At 66.9% G+C, this 23,117-nt stretch carries 20 protein-coding genes; 8 read left to right on the top strand and 12 right to left on the bottom strand.

Going from position 1 to position 23,117, the window contains the following annotated elements:
* The first annotated feature begins 50 nt into the window (after positions 1-50).
* The 7 genes from ACSFA5_RS16330 to ACSFA5_RS16300 all read left to right on the top strand — a co-directional run bounded on the left by ACSFA5_RS16330 (position 51) and on the right by ACSFA5_RS16300 (position 6,449).
* The gene (locus ACSFA5_RS16330) at positions 51-647 is read left to right on the top strand and encodes a hypothetical protein (protein ID WP_435445084.1); all 597 of its coding nucleotides are present in this window, start codon (positions 51-53) and stop codon (positions 645-647) included.
* The gene (locus tag ACSFA5_RS16325) at positions 648-1,193 is read left to right on the top strand and encodes a TlpA family protein disulfide reductase (protein WP_435445083.1); all 546 of its coding nucleotides are present in this window, start codon (positions 648-650) and stop codon (positions 1,191-1,193) included.
* A 101-nt stretch (positions 1,194-1,294) separates the two neighbouring features.
* The gene (gene accB, locus ACSFA5_RS16320) at positions 1,295-1,744 is read left to right on the top strand and encodes an acetyl-CoA carboxylase biotin carboxyl carrier protein (protein WP_435445082.1); all 450 of its coding nucleotides are present in this window, start codon (positions 1,295-1,297) and stop codon (positions 1,742-1,744) included.
* A gap of 2 nt (positions 1,745-1,746) precedes the next feature.
* Positions 1,747-3,096, top strand: a complete 1,350-nt coding sequence (gene accC, locus ACSFA5_RS16315) for an acetyl-CoA carboxylase biotin carboxylase subunit (protein ID WP_435445081.1) — start codon at positions 1,747-1,749, stop codon at positions 3,094-3,096.
* Between the two features lie 15 nt (positions 3,097-3,111).
* Positions 3,112-3,996, top strand: coding sequence for a 50S ribosomal protein L11 methyltransferase (prmA, locus tag ACSFA5_RS16310; protein WP_435445080.1), 885 nt, complete (start codon positions 3,112-3,114; stop codon positions 3,994-3,996).
* 84 nt (positions 3,997-4,080) lie between these two features.
* The gene (locus ACSFA5_RS16305; protein ID WP_435445079.1) at positions 4,081-5,481 is read left to right on the top strand and encodes a zinc-ribbon and DUF3426 domain-containing protein; all 1,401 of its coding nucleotides are present in this window, start codon (positions 4,081-4,083) and stop codon (positions 5,479-5,481) included.
* 65 nt (positions 5,482-5,546) lie between these two features.
* Complete coding sequence (locus ACSFA5_RS16300; RefSeq protein WP_435445078.1) at positions 5,547-6,449, top strand: carbohydrate kinase family protein; 903 nt, start codon at positions 5,547-5,549, stop codon at positions 6,447-6,449.
* Positions 6,450-6,562: 113 nt separating this feature from the next.
* Here ACSFA5_RS16300 and ACSFA5_RS16295 read toward each other — a convergent pair whose 3' ends face one another.
* From ACSFA5_RS16295 to ACSFA5_RS16260, 8 genes are all read right to left on the bottom strand, one after another.
* Positions 6,563-7,144 carry a histone H1-like DNA-binding protein gene (locus ACSFA5_RS16295; RefSeq protein ID WP_435445077.1) on the bottom strand — a complete coding sequence of 194 codons (582 nt, stop codon included), beginning with the start codon at positions 7,142-7,144 and terminating at the stop codon, positions 6,563-6,565.
* Positions 7,145-7,341: 197 nt separating this feature from the next.
* Entirely contained in the window at positions 7,342-8,568 is a 1,227-nt protein-coding gene (locus ACSFA5_RS16290; protein WP_435445076.1) for a ribonucleotide-diphosphate reductase subunit beta, read from the bottom strand.
* Positions 8,569-8,791: 223 nt separating this feature from the next.
* Entirely contained in the window at positions 8,792-11,707 is a 2,916-nt protein-coding gene (locus ACSFA5_RS16285) for a ribonucleoside-diphosphate reductase subunit alpha (RefSeq protein ID WP_435445075.1), read from the bottom strand.
* 349 nt (positions 11,708-12,056) lie between these two features.
* The gene (gene ampD, locus ACSFA5_RS16280) at positions 12,057-12,671 is read right to left on the bottom strand and encodes a 1,6-anhydro-N-acetylmuramyl-L-alanine amidase AmpD (protein ID WP_435445074.1); all 615 of its coding nucleotides are present in this window, start codon (positions 12,669-12,671) and stop codon (positions 12,057-12,059) included.
* Positions 12,658-14,211 (bottom strand): sigma-54-dependent transcriptional regulator, encoded by a 1,554-nt coding sequence (locus ACSFA5_RS16275; protein ID WP_435445073.1) that lies wholly within the window; start codon positions 14,209-14,211, stop codon positions 12,658-12,660. Before ACSFA5_RS16275 ends, ampD begins: the two co-directional genes overlap by 14 nt.
* 4 nt (positions 14,212-14,215) lie before the next feature.
* Complete coding sequence (locus ACSFA5_RS16270) at positions 14,216-15,913, bottom strand: two-component system sensor histidine kinase NtrB (RefSeq protein ID WP_435445072.1); 1,698 nt, start codon at positions 15,911-15,913, stop codon at positions 14,216-14,218.
* On the bottom strand, positions 15,910-16,170 hold the full coding sequence (locus ACSFA5_RS16265) for a PP0621 family protein (RefSeq protein ID WP_435445071.1): 261 nt from the start codon (positions 16,168-16,170) through the stop codon (positions 15,910-15,912). Before ACSFA5_RS16265 ends, ACSFA5_RS16270 begins: the two co-directional genes overlap by 4 nt.
* On the bottom strand, positions 16,167-16,979 hold the full coding sequence (locus tag ACSFA5_RS16260; RefSeq protein ID WP_435445070.1) for a cytochrome C assembly family protein: 813 nt from the start codon (positions 16,977-16,979) through the stop codon (positions 16,167-16,169). The genes ACSFA5_RS16265 and ACSFA5_RS16260 overlap by 4 nt, the downstream gene beginning before the upstream one ends.
* A 115-nt stretch (positions 16,980-17,094) precedes the next feature.
* On the opposite strand from ACSFA5_RS16260, the gene ffh reads away from it, so the two are divergent.
* The gene (ffh, locus tag ACSFA5_RS16255) at positions 17,095-18,474 is read left to right on the top strand and encodes a signal recognition particle protein (protein ID WP_435445069.1); all 1,380 of its coding nucleotides are present in this window, start codon (positions 17,095-17,097) and stop codon (positions 18,472-18,474) included.
* Between the two features lie 180 nt (positions 18,475-18,654).
* Here ffh and mdoH read toward each other — a convergent pair whose 3' ends face one another.
* The 4 genes from mdoH to ACSFA5_RS16235 form a co-directional block, all read right to left on the bottom strand.
* On the bottom strand, positions 18,655-20,682 hold the full coding sequence (gene mdoH, locus ACSFA5_RS16250) for a glucans biosynthesis glucosyltransferase MdoH (protein WP_435445068.1): 2,028 nt from the start codon (positions 20,680-20,682) through the stop codon (positions 18,655-18,657).
* A 6-nt stretch (positions 20,683-20,688) separates the two neighbouring features.
* The gene (locus tag ACSFA5_RS16245) at positions 20,689-20,892 is read right to left on the bottom strand and encodes a hypothetical protein (RefSeq protein ID WP_056509013.1); all 204 of its coding nucleotides are present in this window, start codon (positions 20,890-20,892) and stop codon (positions 20,689-20,691) included.
* 193 nt (positions 20,893-21,085) lie between these two features.
* Positions 21,086-22,474 carry a sigma 54-interacting transcriptional regulator gene (locus ACSFA5_RS16240; RefSeq protein WP_435445067.1) on the bottom strand — a complete coding sequence of 463 codons (1,389 nt, stop codon included), beginning with the start codon at positions 22,472-22,474 and terminating at the stop codon, positions 21,086-21,088.
* A complete protein-coding gene (locus tag ACSFA5_RS16235; RefSeq protein ID WP_435445066.1) occupies positions 22,471-23,100 on the bottom strand; it encodes a hypothetical protein in 630 nt (209 codons plus the stop codon). The genes ACSFA5_RS16240 and ACSFA5_RS16235 overlap by 4 nt, the downstream gene beginning before the upstream one ends.
* Between the last annotated feature and the right edge of the window lie 17 nt (positions 23,101-23,117).

Below are 23,117 nucleotides of genomic sequence, written 5' to 3'. Positions count from 1 at the left end.
TTCGTACTGATGTTCATGTGAAGGATGTCTTCAGCGGGCAAAATGCCCCGATGGACACGTCAAAGCGTGAAATTGCCGCCACTGCAGCCCGCCTCGTCGTCGAGGAGGGACTGGAATACGGTCCGGCCAAGCGCCGGGCACTGCGTGACCTGGGGCTGTCGGCGCGCACGGCGCTGCCGAACAACGACGAAGTCGAGGCCGAGGTGCGTGAGTACATCGAGCTGTTCTGTGCCGACACCCAACCGCGGGAATTGCATGCATTGCGCATGCTGGCGCTCGAATGGATGGAGCGCATGGCGGTGTTCCGCCCGCATGTGGGCGGCGCCGTGTGGCACGGCACGGCCACCCGTTTGTCGGACATTTATATTCAGTTGTTCTGCGACGATTCCAAGTCCGCCGAAATCGCCCTGATCGATCACCACGTGGATTACGAGCCGCGCATGGTGACCGGTTTCCATGGCGAGCAGGTAGAGGCCTTGAGCGTGCACGCCCCGAGCCGTGCGCTCGGCGAGGAAATCGGCGTGCACCTGCTGGTCTACGACTTTGACGACCTGCGCGGGGCCCTGAAGCCTGACGCCAATGGGCGCACGCCGCGCGGCGATCTGGCGGCGTTGCGCCGACTGATTGAACAAGAAAAGGACCAGTGAATGACTTCTTCGCCTACCCGTCGCGGCATGCTCTATGCCGGCGTGGCGGCAGCGGCTGCGGCCGCCGGGCTCGCTGGCGCTTGGTGGAAGGACCGCGGAAGCGGCGCGGGTGGTGAGATGCTCGATGCGGCTTTCTGGGCGCAAAGCTTCGAGCGACCGGAGGGCGGCGACTTGGCGATGTCGAGCTTGCGGGGCAAGCCCCTGCTGCTCAACTTCTGGGCTACGTGGTGCCCGCCCTGCGTCGAGGAAATGCCGATGATCGATGCTTTTTTTCGCGAACATGGCGGCAACGGCTGGCAAGTGGTTGGATTGGCCATCGATCAGCCTAGCGCCGTGCGCAAGTTCCTGCAGCGTACGCCGGTCACCTATCCGACCGGGCTCGCGGGCCTGCAGGGCACGGAACTGGTCAAGAATCTCGGCAACACCGGCGGTGGCTTACCCTTCACCCTGGTCCTGAATGGAAGTGGCTCGGTGGCAGCTCGTAAAATGGGCAAGCTCGAACCGTCCGACCTGGACACTTGGCGGCGTGAACTTGTTCATGGTTAGAATCAGCCCCCTTCCGCTGGCGTTAGACGCCAAACGCCGAAAATCAACGATTTTCGAACAAGTTATATCCTGAAGACCGGCCAAGCCGGCACTGGAGTCCCATGGACCTGCGCAAACTCAAGACACTGATCGACCTGGTGTCCGAATCGAATATTTCCGAACTGGAAATCACCGAGACCGAAGGCAAAGTCCGCATCGTCAAGGGCGGCGGCGCCGCACCGGTGCAGTACGTTCAAACCCTGGCGGCGCCTCAAGCCGCCGCCGCACCGGCCGCGGCCGGCGTGGCCGCCGCACCCGCGGTCGAAGCCGCACCGGCGGGCCACGCGGTGAAGTCGCCAATGGTCGGCACTTTCTACCGTTCGTCGAGCCCAGGCGCTGCCGCATTCGTCGAGATCGGCAGCAAGGTCAACGAGGGCGACACGATCTGCATCATCGAAGCGATGAAGATCCTCAATGAAATCGAGGCCGACAAGTCCGGCACGGTCACCCAGATCCTCGGCGAAAACGGGCAGGCGGTCGAATACGGCCAGCCGCTGTTCATCATCGAGTGACCATGTTCAAGAAGATCCTGGTTGCAAACCGGGGGGAGATTGCCCTCCGGATTCAGCGTGCCTGCAGCGAGATGGGCATCAAGGCCGTCATGGTCTATTCCGAAGCCGATCGCGACGCCAAGTACGTCAAGCTCGCCGAGGAGGCCGTGTGCATCGGCCCGGCCCCGTCGGCGCTGAGCTACCTCAACATGCCGGCGATCATTTCGGCGGCCGAAGTGACGGACGCCGAGGCCATTCACCCGGGCTACGGCTTCCTGAGCGAGAACGCGAACTTCGCCGAGCGCGTGGAGCAGAGCGGTTTCCAGTTCATCGGCCCGACGCCCGACAACATCCGCACGATGGGCGACAAGGTGTCGGCCAAGCAGTCCATGATCAAGGCCGGCGTGCCCTGCGTGCCGGGCTCGGAAGGTGAGCTCTCGGACGACGCTGCCACCAACAAGCGCATTGCGCGTGCCATTGGCTACCCGGTCATCATCAAGGCGGCAGGCGGCGGCGGTGGCCGCGGCATGCGCGTGGTGCACACCGAGGCGGCGCTGGTCAATGCGATCCAGATGACCAAGGCGGAAGCCGGCGCGGCCTTCAGCAATTCGGCCGTGTACATGGAGAAGTACCTCCAGAACCCGCGCCACATCGAGATCCAGATCCTCGCGGACAAGCACAAGAACGCGGTCTACCTGGGCGAGCGCGACTGCTCCATGCAGCGCCGCCACCAGAAGGTGATCGAGGAATCGCCCGCGCCGGGCATTCCGCGCAAGCTGATCGAGAAGATCGGCGAGCGTTGCGCGGCGGCCTGCAAGAAGATCGGTTACCGCGGCGCCGGCACCTTTGAGTTCCTCTACGAAAACGGCGAGTTCTACTTCATCGAGATGAACACGCGCGTGCAGGTGGAGCATCCGGTGACCGAGTTCACCACCGGCATCGACATCGTCAAGACGCAGATCATGGTCGCGGCCGGCGAAAAGCTGCCGTTCACCCAGCGCCAGATCGAGATGCGTGGCCATGCCATCGAAGTTCGCATCAACGCCGAAGACGCGTGGAAGTTCACGCCGTCGCCGGGCCGCATCACCATGTGGCATCCGCCTGGCGGCCCGGGCGTGCGCGTCGATTCGCACGCGTACACCAACTACTTCGTGCCGCCGAACTACGACTCGATGATCGGCAAGATCATCGTCTACGGCGACACGCGCGAGCAGGCCATGGCCCGCATGCGCACGGCGCTGAACGAGACCGTGATCGAAGGCATCCAGACCAACATTCCGCTGCACCGCGAACTGATGGTCGACTCCAAGTTCATGACCGGCGGCACCAACATCCACTACCTCGAAGAGTGGCTGGCTGCGCACAAGCGCTGACCCGGGAGCGCCGCGATGTTTGAACTCCGCCTGATGGCGCCGGAAGACCGGGTCGAAACGCTCAGCGATGCGCTCGACGCACTCGACGCGTTGAGCGTTTCGGTGGAAGACGCCGACGCGCAGACCGACGCCGAGCAGGCGTTGTTCGGCGAGCCCGGCATGCCCCCGCCCAAGGAGGGCTGGCAGCGTTCGCGCGTGATCGCGCTGTTCGCCGACGAAGCGCTCGCGAAAGAGGCTGCGTCGGTGCTCGCGCTGCAGGACTTCTTCGAAGGCTGCGAGGTGCTGGGCATCGCGTCCGTGCCCGAACAGGACTGGGTGCGGCTCACGCAATCGCAGTTCGCGCCGGTCGAGATCACGCCCGAGTTCTGGATCGTGCCCACTTGGCACGAACCGCCCGCGCAGGCGAAGCAGGTGATCCGGCTCGACCCGGGCCTGGCCTTCGGCACCGGCACGCATCCCACCACGCGCATGTGCCTGCGCTGGATCGCGACACAGGGCGCGCTCGGCAACCAGCGCGTGCTCGACTATGGCTGCGGCTCCGGCATCCTCGCGATCGGCGCGGCCAAGTTCGGCGCCACCGACATCGACGCTGTCGACATCGACGAAGCCGCGGTTTCCTCGACCGTGCTCAACGCCGAGGCCAACGCGGTGCAATTGAAGGCCGGGCTGCCTGAAGCCGCCAAGGGCGCGTACGACACCGTGCTCGCCAACATCCTGGCCACGCCGCTCAAGGTGCTGGCACCGCTGCTGCGCAGCCATGTGAAGACCGGCGGATCGCTGGTGCTGGCCGGCATCCTCGCGCGCCAGGCCGACGAACTGAAAGAAGCCTACGCGCCGTACGCCGCGCTCGAGGTCAGCGACACCGAGGACGGCTGGATCCTCATGACTGCGCGCTGCTGAGTTGCGGATGGAGCGCGCGGCCGGTGGTTCGCGCCGCGTCGCATCCCTCAGGCGGCGAGGGCCCAACCCTACAATCGCCCGGTCATGAGCCTCGTCACGCGCTGCCCCGCCTGCACCACCACCTTCAAGGTGGTGCGCGACCAGCTTCGCATCTCCGACGGGTGGGTGCGCTGCGGCCGATGCAGCCATGTGTTCGACGCCACGCTCGACCTGCACGAGGCACCCGATGGCGCACCGCCGCCGGTGCAGGGCGGCTACATGCCCGGGTTGGTCGATCCTTCGGGTGAACCCAAGGCCCAGGTGCCGGTGGTGCCTGAAGTCCCCCCGCCACCGGCGCCCGAACCCGAGCCCGAGCCTGACCTCCAGGCGCCTGCGCCGCAACCGGAGGACGCAGACTTCTTCGATGAAGAGCTCGAACTGCCATCTCGTGCGGAGCACACGCCGCCAGCGCCGGTGCCGGTGCCGGTTCCCGAGTCCATCGAGTCCGCAACGCCTCCCGCCTTCTCCCTCGCATTGCCCGACCACGGCATCGCCGCAGACGAGCCCTGGTCCGACCTCGATGTCACCGAGCCTGCGTGGAAGCCGCCGGCGAGCACGCTGCCACCGTTTCCGAACATCGACCTGAACCTCGCGTCGCCGCCACCCGCCTCGCGCCCGCCCGCGCCGCCATTGCCGGTCGTGTCCCGCATCAAGGCGCGTGCCCTCATCGAGCGCGCAAGCGACGACGGGGAAGGGGAGCGCGAGCAGGAAGAAAAAGACCACGACCAGGTGCAGATGCAGAAGGCGCTGCGCCGCGCCCGCACCAAGTCGGCCAAGATCGCGGGCGCCAAGGCACGGGATGAGCGCGCAGCCGCCAAGGCTGCCAAGTCCACCGATGGGGCGGTGGTGCAGGTGGCGAGCGAGCCTGACTATTCGCTGTCTTCGGCCTTCGAGCCGCCGGTGGGTCATCCCCTTGCCGACGAGGACGGACACGCCCACACCCCACCGGGCTTCTGGCACCGCACGGGCGTGCGCATGCTGCTGATCGTGCTGGCGTTGCTTGCCGTGCTGCTGCTCGCCGCGCAGGTGTTGCGCCACAACCGCGACGGCATTGCCGCGCGCCAGCCCAACCTGCGTGCCGTGCTCGCCGTGCTGTGCCAGTACACCGGCTGCGAACTCGCGGCGCTGCGCCAGATCGGCGACATCGTGATCGAAGGCGCGGCCTTCGCGCGCGAGAAGACCGGCGTCAACGACTACCGGCTGAGCTTCACCCTGCGCAACGGTGCCACCGTGCCGCTGGCCATGCCGGCCGTCGAACTCTCGCTGCTCGACACGCAGGAGCGTGCCGTGGTGCGCCGCGTGCTGATGCCCGCCGACTACGGCGCACCGGCGGTGCTGCAGGCGCGCACCGACCGCGCGGCCTCGTTGCCCCTGAGCCTGTCGGCCTCGGAGGCCGCGGCCTTGCCGCCCATCGCGGGCTACCGCGTCGAAGCCTTCTATCCCTGAGCGGGGTACTTTCATGCGTCCCGTTCTCGTCCTTCATTCATCTACCTTCAACTAACGGTTCACCCATGGCAGCAGTGATTTGCGGTTCTCTCGCGTTCGACACCATCATGACTTTCGAGGGCCGGTTCGCCGACCAGATCCTTCCGGACCAGCTGCACATCCTCAACGTGTCGTTTCTGGTGCCGACGCTGCGGCGTGACTTCGGTGGCTGCGCCGGCAACATCGCCTACAGCCTCAACGCGCTGGGTGGCACGGCATTGCCCATGGCCACGCTCGGCAACGACGGCGCCTCGTACGTGGAGCGCCTGCGCACGCTGGGCATCGATACCGGGTTCGTGCGCCAGCTCGACGACACCTACACCGCGCAGGCGATGATCATGAGCGACGTCGACAACAACCAGATCACCGCCTTCCACCCCGGCGCGATGCAGCAGGCGCACATCACGAAGGTGAGCGCGCGCGACGACATCAAGCTCGGCATCATCGCGCCCGACGGCCGCGACGCGATGCTGCAGCACGCGGAGCAGTTCGCCGCGGCGAAGATCCCCTTCGTGTTCGATCCGGGCCAGGGCCTGCCGATGTTCGACGGCGAGGCGCTGCGCCATTTCGTCGAGCTCGCGAGCTGGGTGGTGGTGAACGACTACGAAGGCAAGATGCTCTCGCAGCGTACCGGCTGGAGCCTGGCCGAGATCTCGCAGCGCGTGCGCGGCCTGGTGGTCACGCTGGCGGGCGAGGGCTGCGAGGTGTGGGTCAACGGCGAGCGCAAGCATGTGCCCGGCGTGGTGGCGACCGAGGTGGTCGAGCCCACGGGCTGCGGCGACGCATGGCGCGGCGCGCTGCTGTTCGGCCTGGAAAAGGGCTGGTCGTTGGCGCAGTGCGCGGCGCTGGGCAACAAGGTCGGCGCGATCAAGATCGCACAACGTGGCCCGCAGAACTACGAGATCGATCGCAAGGCCCTGGGCCTCTGAGCGTCACCTTCCCGCGCCGGTTCTCCGGCCTGCGCTCGTTCATCGAGCGCCCATGAAAAAAGCCCGACACCGTGAGGTGCCGGGCTTTGCGCCGTCTAGGCCGCTGAGAAAACTCAGGGCTTGCTGGCAGTGGGGAACGGCCAGGCTGCCTGAGGGTTCAGCGTCGTTTGCGCCGCGGGAGCGGGCGCTACGGCAGCTGCCTTGGCGGGCGCTGCTGCCTTGGGAGCCTTCTTTGCAGCAGGCTTCTTGGCGGCAGGCGCAGGCTTTGCAGCAGCAGCAGCAGCGGCAGGCTTGGCGGCAGCGGGCTTTTTCGCGGCTTTCTTGGCCGCAGCCTTTTTCGCCGGAGCCTTCTTCGCAGCAGCCTTCTTCGCAGGCGCCTTCTTGGCAGCGGCCTTCTTCGCCGGAGCCTTCTTCGCAGCGGCCTTCTTGGCCGGTGCTGCCTTCTTGGCGGCTACCTTCTTCGCAGGCGCCTTCTTGGCGGCGGCCTTCTTGGCCGGTGCTGCCTTCTTGGCCGCAACCTTCTTCGCCGGCGCTGCCTTCTTGGCGGCTACCTTCTTCGCAGCGACCTTCTTGGCCGGTGCTGCCTTCTTGGCGGCTACCTTCTTGGCCGGAGCCTTCTTAGCAGCCACGACCTTCTTTGCCGGAGCCTTCTTTGCAGCGACCTTCTTGGTCGGCGCTTTCTTTGCAGTTGCCATTTCTATTTCTCCTTGATCAAGTTGAAAAAAATCAACCTATTGAAGCACTCCACGCACGTTGGGTAGCGTGAAGTGATTCATGGCGTTGGAATCTGAGCTCCAGCACCATGAACACCTGAGCCCTCATCCATGCCGCGCTCTTTGGCGCAGTCGGTGGCAAGGGCAATTCTTGAATTCACTCATTCTTGTCGAAAGGTTCAATCCCACGAGAGCGCGCCGCCCGATTGGTACTCGATCACGCGCGTCTCGAAAAAGTTGCGTTCTTTCTTCAGGTCAATCATTTCGCTCATCCAGGGAAACGGGTTTTCCTCGTTCGGGAAGAGCGTTTCGAGGCCGATCTGCTGTGCACGCCGATTGGCGATGTACCGCAGGTAGCCCTTGAACATGGAGGCGTTCATGCCGAGAACGCCACGCGGCATCGTGTCTTCGGCGTATTTGTACTCGAGCTCGACGGCCTTCATGAAGAGGTCCTTGATCTCGGCCTTGAACTCTGCAGTCCAGAGGCCGGGGTTCTCGAGCTTGAGCTGGTTGATCAGGTCGATGCCGAAGTTGCAGTGCATCGACTCGTCGCGCAGGATGTACTGGTACTGCTCGGCGGCGCCGGTCATCTTGTTCTGGCGGCCCAGCGCAAGGATTTGCGTGAACCCGACGTAGAAGAACAGGCCTTCCATCAGGCAGGCGAACACGATGAGCGACTTGAGCAGCGTCTGGTCGGTCTCGTGCGTGCCGGTCTTGAAGTGGGGGTCGCTGATGGCGTCGATGAACGGGAGCAGGAACTGATCCTTCTCGCGGATCGACTGCACTTCGTTGTAGGCGTTGAAGATCTCGCTCTCGTCCAGGCCGAGCGACTCGACGATGTACTGGTACGCGTGCGTGTGGATGGCTTCCTCGAAGGCCTGGCGCAGCAGGAACTGGCGGCATTCGGGGGCCGTGATGTGGCGGTAGGTGCCCAGCACGATGTTGTTGGCGGCCAGCGAATCGGCGGTCACGAAGAAGCCGAGGTTGCGCTTGACGATGCGGCGTTCGTCTTCGGTCAGGCCGTTCGGGTCTTTCCACAACGCGATGTCGCGCGTCATGTTCACTTCCTGCGGCATCCAGTGGTTGGCGCAGGTGGCGAGGTACTTTTCCCAGGCCCACTTGTACTTGAACGGCACCAGTTGGTTGACGTCGGTCTGGCCGTTGATGATGCGCTTGTCGGAAGCCTTGACGCGTTGGGCGACAGCGGGTGTTGCCGCGGCGGCAACCGAACGCAACGGCGCGGCGCCGTCATCGAACGAGCGCGCTGCAGGTTGTGCAATCGACGAAGTCGGAGCATCCACGGAACGACCTGCGGACGAGCCGAGGGTCGATGCGTTGTGGTGCTGCAATCCTTGTTGCATATCCTTTGATAAGGAGGGCTTGACTTCTTCGTCCCAGGTCAACATAGAAAAATCCAATGCTCAAATTATCGGAGTAACGATGTGAGTTGCAAAGTGCTCGTTCACATCGCACGCCATTTATGTGGTTGTTATGTTGCTCGCATGCATCGCGCGATGTCAGTCAATGCCGCCATTGAGTGAACGTCGCGCGTCTTTCGCATGCACCTCACCGATTTCACTGAAGCGTCGCGTGCATTTCGAATGCATCGCGCGACGCTTCACTTGCACATCACTGGCAGGCTTCGCAGGTCGGATCGTCCACACCGCAGAACGCGATGTCGGTGGCGGGCATCGCGCTCATCTGTGCCTTCGCGGCAGCCGCGGCGGCTTCGAGTGCGCTCATGCCCGAGGGTGCGTCGTTGCCCGACGACACCGCGTTGAGACGGCCCGATTGCACCGTCGACTTTTCAGCGTGCGTCGCGCTCTGCGTGCGCAGGTAGTACGTGGTCTTCAGGCCGCGCAGCCATGCGAGCTTGTACGTGTCGTCGAGCTTCTTGCCCGATGCGCCGGCCATGTAGATGTTCAGCGACTGCGCCTGGTCGATCCACTTCTGGCGACGCGAGGCGGCTTCGACCAGCCAGGTGGTTTCCACTTCGAACGCGGTGGCGTAGAGCGCCTTGATGTCTTGCGGCACGCGGTCGATCGGACGCAGCGAACCGTCGAAGTGCTTCAGGTCCATGACCATCACGTCGTCCCACAGGCCCAGGCGCTTCAGGTCGCGCACCAGGTAGTGGTTGATCACCGTGAACTCGCCCGACAGGTTCGACTTGACCGACAGGTTGCCGAAGCAGGGTTCGATCGAGGCGTCCACGCCGATGATGTTCGAGATGGTCGCCGTGGGTGCGATGGCCACGCAGTTGGAGTTGCGCATGCCCTGCGCCTTGATCTTCTGGCGCAGCGCATCCCAGTCGAGCGTGGACGAACGGTCGACCTCGACGTAGCCGCCGCGTGCTTTTTCGAGCAGGTCGAGCGTGTCGATCGGCAGGATGCCCTTGTCCCACAGCGAGCCCTTGTAGCTCGAGTACTTGCCGCGCTCGCGTGCCAGGTCGGCCGATGCCGAGTAGGCGTGGTAGCAGATGGCTTCCATCGACTCGTCGGCGAACTGCACGGCTTCCTGCGAGGCGTACGGAATGCGCAGTTCGTACAGCGCGTCCTGGAAGCCCATCAGGCCCAGGCCGACCGGACGGTGGCGCAGGTTCGAGTCGCGCGCCTTCTTCACGGCGTAGTAGTTGATGTCGATCACGTTGTCGAGCATGCGCATCGCCGTGGAGATCGTCTTCTTCAGCTTTTCCTGGTCGACCTTGCCGTCCTTCAGATGCTGCAGCAGGTTCACCGAACCCAGGTTGCACACCGCGGTTTCGGTGTCGCTGGTGTTCAGCGTGATCTCGGTGCACAGGTTCGACGAGTGCACCACGCCGGCGTGCTGCTGCGGCGAGCGCACGTTGCAGGCGTCCTTGAACGTGATCCAGGGGTGGCCGGTCTCGAACAGCATCGTGAGCATCTTGCGCCACAGGTCCGAGGCCTGCAGCGTGCGCGCGGGCTTGATCTCGCCGCGGGCGGCCTTCTCTTCGTAGGCGACGTACGCCTTTTCGAAGTCGGCGCCGAACAGGTCGTGCAGGTCAGGCACGTTGGAGGGCGAGAACAGCGTCCAGGTGCCCTTTTCCATCACGCGGCGCATGAACAGGTCGGGGATCCAGTTGGCCGTGTTCATGTCGTGCGTGCGGCGGCGGTCGTCGCCGGTGTTCTTGCGCAGCTCCAGGAACTCCTCGATGTCGAGGTGCCAGGTTTCCAGGTACGTGCAGACGGCGCCCTTGCGCTTGCCGCCCTGGTTCACGGCCACGGCGGTGTCGTTCACCACCTTCAGGAAAGGCACCACGCCTTGCGATTCGCCGTTGGTGCCCTTGATGTGGCTGCCCAGCGCGCGCACGCGGGTCCAGTCGTTGCCCAGGCCGCCCGCGAACTTCGAGAGCAGCGCGTTTTCCTTGATCGACTCGTAGATGCCGTCCAGGTCGTCGGGCACGGTGGTCAGGTAGCAGCTGGAGAGCTGCGAGCGCAGCGTGCCGGCGTTGAACAGGGTGGGCGTGCTCGACATGAAGTCGAACGACGACAGCACCTCGTAGAACTCGATGGCGCGCGCTTCACGGTCGATCTCGCCGAGCGACAGGCCCATGGCCACGCGCATGAAGAAGGCTTGCGGCAGCTCGATGCGCGACTTGCGCACATGCAGGAAGTAGCGGTCGTACAGCGTCTGCAGGCCGAGGTAGTCGAACTGGTTGTCGCGCTCGGCCTTCAGGGCGGCGCCCAGGCGCGGCAGGTCGTACTGCAGCAGCTTCTCGTCGAGCAGCTCGTTGTCCACGCCCTTCTTGATGAAGTGCGGAAAGTAGTCGGCGTAGGCGGTGGCACGGTCGGCCGGCATCACTTCGCGGCCGATGATCTCCTTGAAGATCGTGTGCAGCAGCAGGCGCGCGGTGGCGAAGGTGTAGTCGGGGTCTTTCTCGATCAGCGTGCGGGCCGCCAGGATGGACGCCTTGTAGACCTCGTCGAGCGGCACGCCGTCGTACAGGTTGCGCATCGTCTCGGCCTGGATCGGCGCGGCGGTGATGCTGTCGCCCAGGTTCTCGCAGGCAGATTCGATCAGGCCCTTGAGCTGGTTCAGGTCGAGCTCGACGCGCTCGCCGTTGTCCAGCACGTGCAGCGTCTGCTGGGCCGGCATTTCATGCTCGCTTTGCTTGGAACGCTCCTGCGTGCGGCGTTCGCGGTACAGCACGTAGGCACGCGCGATTTCGTGGTGGCCGCCGCGCATCAGGCCGAGCTCGACCTGGTCCTGCACGTCCTCGATGTGGAAGGTGCCGCCACCCGGACGCGAACGCACCATGGCGCGAATGACCGCCTGGGTGAGGGTGTCGACCGTTTCGCGCACGCTGGCCGAAGCCGCGCCCTGGGTGCCGTGCACGGCCAGGAAGGCTTTCATCATCGCGATGGCGATCTTGTTCGGCTCGAAGGGCACGACCGCGCCGTTGCGGCGAATGATCTGGTAGTGCGCGAGGTTCTCGCTCGTGTGCGAGCCGGCGGTGTCGCGTTGCTGCTGCGGCGGCGTCGAGGGAACGGCGCGGGGGGTCGATTGGGGGTTCAGGGCTGTTTGCATTCGCTTCCTCTCGGTTGGCAATTCTTGTTGGTCGGCGATGCCTGGGTCGGCGTCGCGCCGGTGTGGATGACCGGACGGAAGACACTATATCTGGGGTGTCGGCACCCTACAAGCCACTACAGGTAGTGTTTTCCGGCGGATACAGGTGCCGCCGGAATTTCGTTCGGCAAGGAACAACGCCAGCGATACCGCGTGAACACTGGCCTATGGTGTCCCAACCCGCATGGCGCTTGGCTTGCGGGCCGATTTGGGCTTGCAGCCCGCATGGTTGCTGGGTGGAGCGCTTGCAATCCGCGTGTCGATGCACGTCGAGCGAGGCGCATCGCGCCGCGTCACGCGATTGAAAAAATTAGCGCTGCACCACCTGCGCCGGAAACATCTGTGGATTCCAGCCGAGTTGTTTGCGCAACAGCCGCCAGTCGAAGCCGGCGCCCGGGTCGTGTTTGCGCCCCGGCGCGATGTGCTCGTGACCGGCGATGTACGCGATGGCGTAGTGCTGCGCGATGGCGGCGCACAGGCTCGCGAGCGTTTCGTACTGCGGCTCGTCGAACGGCTGGCCTTCCAGGCCTTCGAGCTCGATGCCGATGGAGTCGTCGTTGCAGTTGCCGCGCCCGCGCCACGACGACACGCCGGCGTGCCAGGCGCGGTCGTCGCAGCTCACGAACTGCCAGAGCTCGCCGTTGCGCCGCACGAAGAAGTGCGAGGACACCGCGAGCCCGCGGATCGACTGGAAGTAGGGGTGCGCGTCCCAGTCGAGCCGGTTGGTGAAGAGCTGCTGCACCGCGTCGCCGCCGTACTCGCCGGGCGGCAGGCTGATGGAGTGCAGCACGACGAGGTCGGTCTGCGCGAGCGCAGGGCGGGGTCCGAAGTTGGGCGAGCGCAGCACCTTCGCGAAGCGGTACCAGCCGGCTTGCCAGAGGCCGTCGTCGGCGGGGGCCTGCGCAGGGGCGTCAGTCCTCGGCATGGCTGCTCGCGCCATCGTCGCCGTTGGGTGTGGTGATGCCCAGCCGCGCGATGCGGTAGCGGATCTGCCGCAGGCTCATGCCGAGCCGCGCGGCGGCCGCGGTGCGGTTGAAGCCGCTTTCGTGCAGCGCGCGCACGAGGATCTCGCGTTCCTGCTGGTCGAGGTAGGCCTGCAGGTCGGACGGCAGCGGCTGCGGCGCGGCCTTGGCGGATGCGGCCAGCGCGGCGGAAGCCGCGGGTGCGACCGGCGACGGCGCGTCGAACGCCGGCAGCAGCGGTGCCGGCGCGGACGCCGCGGCCTCGGCGGCGGCGGTGAAGCCGCCCATCAGGTCCAGGTGCAGCTCGTCGCCGTCGTTCAATGCCACCGCGCGGTGCAGCAGGTTTTCGAGCTCGCGCACGTTGCCGTCCAGCGGATGCAGCGACAGCCGGCGCAGCAGGTCGTGCGACAGGTGCGGCACCGGCAACCCGCCGTCCTGCGCGATGCGCGAGAGCAGCGCGGCACACAGCGCGGGCAGGTCTTCGCGGCGCTCGCGCAGCGCGGGCACCGCGATCTCGATCACGTTGAGTCGGTAGAACAGGTCTTGCCGGAAACGCCCGGCCTGCACTTCGGCGTGCAGGTCCTTGTGGGTGGCGCTCACGATGCGCACGTCGACCGCGTCTTCCTGCGTCGAGCCGATCGAGCGCACGCTGCGCTCCTGGATGGCGCGCAACAGTTTCGATTGCATGGCCAGCGGCAGGTCGCCGATTTCGTCGAGAAACAGCGTGCCGCCCCGCGCGGCCTGGAAGTAGCCGTCGCGGTCCTGCGACGAACCGGTGTACGAGCCCTTGCGCGCGCCGAAGAATTCAGCCTCCAGCAGGTTCTCCGGAATGGCGCCGCAGTTCACCGCCACGAACGGGCCTTCGCTGCGCTGGCTGCAGGCATGCACCGCGCGCGCCACCAGTTCCTTGCCGGTGCCCGATTCGCCGCGTACCAGCACCGGCGCCATGCCGCGCGCCACTTTGGCGATGCGCGACTTGACGAGGCGCATGGGTTGCGAATCGCCCACGAGGCGCTCGAGCGCGGCGACGCCGGTGCCCGAGGCCATCACCGGCGCATCGTGGGCGCCGACGGGCGCCGCCTGCGCGGAGCGGACCGGCGCAGGCATGGCCTGGCGCGCCTGCACGGCGGACGCGACAACGGCGCGAAACTGCTTCAGGTCGACCGGCTTGGTGAGGTAGTCGAAGGCGCCTGCCTTCAGTGCTTCCACCGCGTTCTCGGCCGAGCCGTAGGCCGTCATGACCACGCAGCGCTCGCTGCGCTGGTCTTTCTGGATGCGATGGATGATCTCCATGCCCTGGCCGTCGGGCAGCCGCATGTCGGTGATCACCGCGTCGAAGCGCCCGGCCTCCAGGTACTGCCACGCCTCCGACACGCTGCCCGCCGCCTCGACGCGATAGCCCTCGCGCAGCAGGGTCAGCTCGTACAGTGTGCGCAGGTCGGGTTCGTCGTCGATGACCAGAATCTGCGCCGGCCGCGGGGTGGAGGAGGGTGGAATGCTCACGGCGCTATTGTGTCAGCCGGTTTTCGCTCACGGCGAAGCTGACGAAGAATTCGTTGCCCTCGGGTCCGCCCGGCACCAGCGCGCGCCGTTCGTAGCCGATGGTGGCGCCGTGACGGCGGCACAGCTCGCGGCACAGGAACAGGCCGAGCCCGCTCGATCGGCTCTCGGAAGAAAAGAAGGGCTCGAACAGGTGCCGCTGCACCGCCGGCTCCAGCGGCGCGCCGTCGCTCCACACCATCAGGCTGGGGCGAGCGGGGGCGCCGCGTTGCAGCGTGGTCAGCACCTGGATCGCGCCGTTGCGCGTGCTGGCGTAGCGCGCCGCGTTGTCCAGCAGGTTGACGATCAGGCGGCGCAGGTGTTCGGCGTCGAAGCGCACGTCGCTGCCCGGCGCGTCGAGCGACACCAGCACGCCCTGGCGCTGCGTCTGGCGCACCCATTCCTCGGCCAGCACCTGCACCGCGGGGTCGAGCACCACCTGCTCGCCGAGCGACAGCACGCGCTGCTGGCGGGCGCGCGACACGTCGAGCACGTCGTCCACGATGCGCGCCAGGCGCTGCGCGTTGTGCTGCACCATGCTCGTGAGCTTGCGGTGCGCGGGGTCGGTCAGGTCTTCGTTGAGCAGTGCGCTGGCCTGCGTGATGGCGGCCAGCGGGTTGCGGATTTCATGCGCCACCGCGGCCGACATGCGGCCCATGGCGGCGAGCTTCTCGGTGCGGATGCGTGCCTCGAGTTCGCGCAGGTCCTGCAGGAACATCACGCACAGGCTGTCGGCGCGCTGCTCGCTGGTGGGCGTGAGCCGCGTGCGCACGCGCACTTCGCGCGCCGCGCCGCGCGCCTGCGCCACCGGAATTTCCTCGGTCTGCGGCGCCCGGCGCGCGAAGGTCTGGCGCGCCAGCGCGGCCAGCGCGTGCCAGGCGGGCTGCGCATGCAGCGGGAACGGCAACGCCAGCTTCGCCAGGCCCTGGCCCAATATGGCGTCGGCGGCCGGGTTGGCGGCGTGCACCAGGCCTTCGGCGTCGATCACCAGCACGCCTTCGCTCAGCGTCTCGATCACCAGCACGTTGACCTGCGCCTGCATCTGCGCGCTGCTGCGGTTGCGCTGGGCCATCGTTTCTTCGCGCGCCAGCCGGCGAGCGAGTTCGTGCGCGAGCAGCGCCACCACGAACAGGCCGGTGCCGGTGAGCGCGGCCTGCACGAAGCGGCCCGAGGAGTCGACCGGTTGCTGCAGCCAGTGCCAGCCCGCGTCGGCCAGCAGCAGCAAGGTGACGCCGGCCGTGGTGCCCAGGCTCACGATCATGGTGCCGAGCACCGCGCTCATGAGCACCGGCAGCGCGAACAGCGGCGTGTAGTTGACGCTGCCGCCCTGCAGCACCTGCAAGGCGGTGAAGGCGCCCAGGTCGATGCCGATGGTCAGCAGCCAGAGCGCGGTGAAGCCGCGGATCGGCGGCTGAAAGCGCGTGTAGCGCATGCCCAGCCAGCTGGCGACCACGTACAACGCCGAGATGGCCATGGCCGCCGGCTGCATCGGCTGTCCGAGCGCGAAGGCCACGCCCTGCAGCACCACCAGCACCAGCGCGACGAAACAGCGCGCGCCCATGAAGCCGCGCCACAGGCGGGTCAGCGCGCTGCTTTCGCCGGGGCCGAGGTCGAGCAGGTCCCAGTCGGTGACGGGATCGCCGCGCGACGGCAGGGGCGAGCTCATCGCGCCGCGGCGGCTTCGCGGTGCGCGGTGCTGCAGTAGACCGTGCCGCCCGGACCGCCGATGGCGTCGGTCGCCGGCAGGTGCAGTCCGCAGTGGGCGCAGCGCACCATGGCCTGCGGCGCCGCGACCTGCGTGGGCGGGCGCTGCTGGGCCTTGGCCGCGCGTTCGCGCATCGCGTCGCGCATTTCTTCGCGCCGGTTCTTGCGCCAGAGCCAGATCGCGATCCACAGGACCGCGAGAACGAGGAGGTATTTCATACGGGAGGACGCGCCAGCACCACTTCGAGCACGAAGCGCGAGCCCACGTAGGCCAGCAGCAGCAGGGCAGAGCCGGCGTACAGCACGCGGCGCGCGGTGCGCCCGCGCCAGCCGAAGCGGGCCCGGCCGATCAGCAGCACCGCGAAGGTGATCCAGGCGAGCACCGAGAAGGTGGTCTTGTGGTCCCACTTCCATGCACGGCCGGCGGCGCCGTAGAGCTGCTCGCTGAACAGCAGGCCGGCGAGCAGCGTGGCCGACAGCAGCACGAAGCCGGCGGTGACGAAGCGAAAGGTGAGGCGTTCGAGCGTGAGCAACGGCACGCCGCCCTGCGGCTCGGCGGTGGCCAGGCGGATCTGCTTTTCGGCGCGGGTGATCAGCCAGGCGTGCACCACGGCCGCGCCGAACAGGCCGTACGAGGCGATGCCCAGCGCCAGATGCAGCGGCAGCCACGGCGAGGCCATGACGTGCAGCGGCGTGCCGGGAAACACAATGGCCAGCAGCACGGCCGCCGCGCCCAGCCAGGCGAGCGCGCGGCGCACCTTCAGCTGGGGATACATGCGGCTTTCGATGGCGTAGACCGTGAGCACCAGCCACGCGGTGACCGACAGGGCGGGCGCGAAACCGAAGCGCGGCTCGCTGCCGATGAGGCCGTGGGCCAGCACGGCGGCGTGCAAAAGCCATGCGACGCCGAGCGCCCATTGGGTCGATTGACGACTCAGTCTTGCGCCTGCAGCAGCGGCAAAACCATAGGCCACGGCGGTGGCGATGCCCAGCGCCACGCCGAGTGGAGAGGGGATCGCTAAAATCATCGGTCGGAGTTTAGCGTCTCGCCCTTGCGTTCCCAGCGCCCGACTTCAAGTTCGCCCCTCGTCTTCGAGACTTCCCATCCGACCCGCGCCGCAGCGCTCAGCAAGGCATCCGCTCATGGCCACCGCCCTCACAGAAAAGTTCTCCCGCCTCGTCAAGACGATGAGCGGCCAGGCCCGCATCACCGAAAGCAACGTGCAGGACATGCTGCGCGAAGTGCGCATGGCGCTGCTCGAAGCCGACGTGGCGCTGCCCGTGGTGCGCGACTTCGTTGCCCGCGTGAAAGAAAAGTCGCTCGGCCAGGAAGTGCTGGGCTCGCTCAAGCCGGGCCAGGCGCTGGTGGGCATCGTCAACCGCGAACTCGCCGCCACCATGGGCGAGGGCATCTCGGACATCAACCTCGCGGCGCAACCGCCGGCGGTGATCCTCATGGCCGGCCTGCAAGGCGCCGGCAAGACCACCACCACCGCCAAGCTGGCCAAGCACCTGATCGAGAAGCGCAAGAAGAAGGTGCTCACGGTGTCGGGCGACGTGTATCGGCCGGCCGCCATCGAGCAGCTCAAGACCGTCACCAAGCAGGCCGGTGCCGAATGGTTCCCGAGCACGCCCGACCAGAAGCCGCTGGACATCGCGCGCGCCGCGCTCGACCACGCCAAGCGCCACTACTTCGACGTGCTGCTGGTCGACACGGCCGGCCGCCTGGCGATCGACGAAGTGCTGATGACCGAAATCAAGGAGCTGCATGCGGCGCTCGACCCGGTCGAAACCCTGTTCGTGGTCGACGCCATGCAGGGCCAGGACGCCATCAACACCGCCAAGGCCTTCAAGGACGCGCTGCCGCTCACCGGCATCATCCTGACCAAGACCGACGGCGACTCGCGCGGCGGCGCGGCGCTGTCGGTGCGCCAGGTCACGGGCGTGCCCATCAAGTTCGCCGGCACCAGCGAGAAGATCGACGGCCTGGAGGTGTTCGACGCCGAGCGCCATGCGGGCCGCATCCTGGGCATGGGCGACATCCTCGCGCTGGTCGAGCAAGTCACCGCCGGTGTCGACGTGGCGGCGGCGCAAAAGCTCGCGGCCAAGGTCAAGAGCGGCGCGGGCTTCGACCTGAACGACTTTCTCGGCCAGTTGCAGCAGATGAAGCAGATGGGCGGCCTGTCCAGCCTGATGGACAAGCTGCCCGCGCAGATGGCCGCCAAGGCGACCGAGGTCGACATGAACCGCGCCGAGCGCGACATCCGCCGCAAGGAAGGGATCATCCAGAGCATGACGCCGCTGGAGCGCCGCAAGCCCGAGCTGCTCAAGGCCACGCGCAAGCGCCGCATCGCGGCCGGCGCCGGCGTGCAGGTTCAGGAAGTGAACCGCCTGCTCAACGAGTTCGAGCAGATGCAGGGGATGATGAAGAAGATGAAGGGCGGCGGCCTCATGAAGATGATGAAGAAGATGGGCGGCATGAAGGGCATGGGCGGCCCCGGCGGTCCCAAGCTGCCGTTCTAGGCGAACGCTGCGTCACTGCGCACATACAGAAAGAGGAAGGCCCGCCGGTTCGCACCGGCGGGCCTTCCTGCTTTCAGGTCTGAATCCGGTCTGCAGGATTGCTTGGACCGTCTCGCGCGCCATGAAAAAAGCCGGCGCAATGGCCGGCTCTTCGGGTGAGGCTGAAAACTCAGCCGTGCATCACGCGGTGGCCAGCGCGGCCGGGCGGGCCAGGCGCACCGCGTGCATCCAGGCGCGGCGCAGCACGGCCGGCGAGCGCGATTCCTCGGGAATCAGCAGGAAGCCGCGGTCACGCAGCGTAGTGCCCAGCGCGATCTGGCTGGTCAGCACGGTCAGCGGAATCGCCAGCAGCAGCGGCAGGCCCACAGGCATCAGCCAGATCAGCGCGCTCGGGTCGATCATGGCGACACCGACGGCCAGCATGGCGATCACCACGGTCATGGGGGCCAGTTGCGCGGCAGCGATCTTCCACGGCACGGCAGCGGCTTCACGCGGGGGCGACTTCCAGTCGAGCTTGATGCCGGTGAGGGCAACGACCACGAACAGCGAGTGGGCCAGCATGCGAACCGGAGCTTGCACGATGGCCAGGCCGCTTTCGAGCACCGAGCTCTTCACCAGGCCCCACACACCGCCGTATTGGCGTTGCTCGCCGCGCATCAGCACGGCGGCGATGCCCAGCACGCGCGGCAGGAACAGCAGGCACAGGGTCCAGATCCACAGGCCGGCCAGTTCGGCGGGCAGCACGCTCCAGTTCGACACCAGGCTCGAGCCGCTCAGCCACAGGGCCGTGCCCAGCGTCAGGAACGCAAGCCACAGCGGCGCCGAGGCGTAGGCCATGGTGCCGGTCACGAACATGGCGCGGTGCACGGAATGAATGCCGGGCTCGGCCATCAGGCGGGCGTTCTGCAGGTTGCCCTGGCACCAGCGGCGGTCGCGTTGCAGCTCGGCCAGCAGGTCGGGCGGTTGCTGTTCGTAGCTGCCGACCAGGTCGGACACCAGCCACACGTTGTAGCCGGCACGGCGCATCAGCGCGGCTTCGACGAAGTCGTGCGACATGATGCCGCCCGACATGCCGCCGGTGCCCTTGATCGGGGCCAGCGCGCAATGCTTCATGAAGGGTTCGACGCGGATGATGGCGTTGTGGCCCCAGTAGTGCGATTCGCCCAGTTGCCAGAACTGCATGCCCAGCGTGAACAGGCGGCCCGTCACGCGGGAAGCGAATTGTTGTGCGCGGGCATGCAGCGTGACGTGGCCGATGGCCTGCGTCGCGGTCTGGATGATGCCGGCGGTGGGGTTGGCTTCCATCAGCTTGACCATCGAGGTCAGGCAGTCGCCGCTCATCACCGAGTCGGCGTCGAGCACGACCATGTAGCGGTAGTCCTTGCCCCAGCGGCGGCAGAAGTCGGCCACGTTGCCGGCCTTGCGGTGCGTGCGGCGGGTGCGCAGGCGGTAGTACACCTCGACCTGCGGCTGGTTCGGGCTTTCGGCCAGGGCGGCGCGAAGGTCTTCCCAGGCGGCGCGCTCGGCGGCGGCGGTCTCGGGCGCGTAGCTGTCGGACAGCACGAACACGTCGAACTGCTTGGCATGGCCGGTGGCCGCGACCGATTCGCAGGTGGCGCGCAGGCCGGCGAACACGGTGGCCACGTCCTCGTTGCAGATCGGCATGATGATCGCGGTGCGGGCTTCGGAGTTCATCGGGTGGTTGGCCACCTGCTTCACCGACAGCGCATGCTTGTCGCCCCGCACCGAGACGTAGAAGCCCATGAGCGCCGTCACGAAGCCGGTCACGACCCAGCCCGAGAGCAGGCCGTACAGGCCGATCTGGCCGTATTCGAGCCAGACGTTGTTGTAGTCGGGTTGCACGCTGGCGAACAGCGACGACGCGATCACGGTGCTCAGCAGGGTGAGCATCATGAAGGCGAAGCGGCGCTGGGCGGCGGCGCGCTGCCAGGGTTGCTTGACCTGCTGGGCCGATTCGGCGCTGGCGGTATCGGCGGCGTTGCCGCCCGAGCGGCCGGCACCCAGCTTCACCAGGAAGGCGGTGCCCAGGCTGTTCCAGAAACCGCGCCACGGGCGGGGCGTCATGGAGCCACGGTTGACCGGCGGTGCGGTCACCGCGTTGGGATGGCGTTCTTCACGCACCGCGCTGCGGTGCGAAAAGTCGGCCTCGGCCAGAACATTCAGTTGCGAGAAGTCGTTTGGCTTCATGGTGATTTACCAACGTTGCTTGTCGAGGGAAGGGGTGTCGCCAATGGCAGGAAAGCGCTTGATCACGCAATCCGGTTCGGCGCCGCCTGCGCTTGCGAGCGCGGCCAGCGAATGACCCGCGGCACGGGGCCGCGAGGAGGAAAACTGCTTTTGACGCAGGCCGTCGCGCTGCTGACGCAGTGCGAAAGATGGGCTGGTAAGTGCTGTCATGCCAGTACAGGGGCAAACCCTGTGCCAGGCTGGAAAAACGCTTTCAGATCAACGGCTTGCGTCGATCCGGAGTGGTTTTTCAGGAGTGGAGGCTGCTGGAAGGCCTCCAAACCCCTCTTTTTGTCGCCGAATCCCGACAAGCCTTTGGGGCTGGCGGGGAATGGCTATATGAATCAACGACTTAGGTGCGTCGCTACTCGGCGACAGGGTCGCTGCCATTCGCGACAGGGTCGGCCTTGAAGTGGCCCGGCGTGAGCTCGTGCTTCTGCAACAAGCGGTAGAACTCCGTGCGGTTGCGGTCGGCCAGGCGGGCCGCGTCGGCCACATTGCCGTCGGTCAGTTTCAGCAGGCCGACCAGGTAATCGCGCTCGAAACGCTGCTTGGCGTCGGCATAGGTCTGGACCTCGACGCTGGGCACGCGCAGCGCGCGCTGCACCAGCGCCAGCGGAATCAGCGGCGAGCTCGACAGCGCGCACACCTGTTCCACCACGTTGAACAGTTGTCGCACGTTGCCCGGCCAGGCGGCCGTGGTCAGCGCCTTCAGCGCCTCGGGCGCAAAGCCCGACAGCCGCTTGCCGTACTTGGTCGAGAGGCGCTGCAGGAAGTGGTTGGCCAGCAGGGGGATGTCTTCGCGCCGCGCCGACAGCGGCGGCAGCGTGAGCGTCACCACGTTCAGGCGGTAGTACAGGTCTTCGCGAAACTGGCCGGCCTCCATGGCCGCGTCAAGGTCGCGGTGGGTGGCCGAGACGATGCGCACGTCGACCTCGATCGACTGGCTCGCACCCAGCGGGCGCACCGCGCGCTCCTGCAGCACGCGCAGCAGCTTGACCTGCAGTGCGGGCGGCATGTCCCCGATTTCGTCGAGCAGCAGGGTGCCGCCGTCGGCCTGCTGGAACAGGCCCTTGTGGTTGGCATGGGCGTCGGTGAAGGCGCCCTTCATGTGGCCGAACAGCTCCGACTCGAGCAGCGCTTCCGGAATGGCGCCGCAGTTGACCGCCACGAAGGGCTTGTCGGCGCGCGCGCTGGCCTTGTGGATGGCGCGCGCCAGCAGTTCCTTGCCGGCACCGGAGTCGCCGCGCAGCAGCACGGACGCGTCCGACTTGGCCACCATGCGCGCCTCGGCCAGCAGCTCGGCCATGCGGTTGCTGCGGCTCACGATTTCGGAGCGCCAGCTTTCGTCGCCGGCCTTGCTCGGCGTGGTGGCGGGGGCGCCGAGCGCCAGCGCCTGGGCGATCTTCTCGAGCAGCTCGCGGCCGTCGTAGGGCTTGGTGAGGTAGGTGAACACACCGCGCGCCGTGGCCTCGACCGCGTCGGGAATGGTGCCGTGCGCGGTGAGCAAGATGACCGGCAGCGAGGGATGGCGCTTGCGGATCTCGTCGAACAGCTGCAGGCCATCGCGCCCGGGCAGGCGCACGTCGCTCAGCACGAGTTGCGGATGCTCTATTTCGAGCTGCGTGAGCGCGGTCTCGGCCGAGGTCACGGCCGTGACCTGGTAGCCCGCCGAACTCAGCCGCATCGAGAGAAGGCGGAGCATGTCCGGGTCGTCGTCGACCACGAGAAGGCGGGCACCGGTGTTGCTCATGGGCTTTGTTTCGTTCCGTTGGGCGCCGCGGCCGGACTGGCCGGTGCGGCCGGCGCCATGTTGGGCCGCGCGAAGCTGCGCTCGATGGCGCGCAGGGCTTCGATGCGGTCGTTCAGCTGGTCGATGCGGCGCTGGCTGTCGCGCAGCTGCTGCACCTGCTTGTCGCGGTCGTCTTCCACGCGGCGCTGCTCCACGTAGCGCGCGGCCAGGGCGCGCGCGAGCGGCTGCAGGGGTTGCGCCTCGGGGGAGGGGTTGGAAGCGACGCGCTGCAGCAGCCCCAGCGCACGCGCGAGGTCGGCCGGCACGCGGGTCTGCGAGAGCAGCAGCGCCAGCTGCATCTGGGTGGTTGGCGAGTCGCCGGGGTCGCCGATGCGCGAGATTTCCATGCCCAGGTCGGCGCCGTTGAGCGAGCGCATCTTGTCGGCGTACGACAGCATGGCGGCCACCGGCCCCTGCGTGGCCAGCGTGAAGAGCGAGGCCGGCTGCGTGGCCGGCGCGCGGGGCTCGGCCTCGACCGGCATCACGCGCGGCACCGCCGGCGGCGGCGGCGGCAGCGCGTCGGCCTCCGCGGGCGGCTTGGGCTGGCTGGCGCAGGCGGCAAGCAGCAGGACGAAAGGCACGGTCATCGCCCCGGCAAAGGAGG

It is taken from the genome of Variovorax monticola (assembly GCF_051216855.1).
In the GTDB taxonomy this organism is placed as follows: Bacteria; Pseudomonadota; Gammaproteobacteria; order Burkholderiales; family Burkholderiaceae_C; genus Variovorax.
Note: the sequence above shows the minus strand (reverse complement) of the source record. Positions and strands in the feature narration are given on the sequence as shown.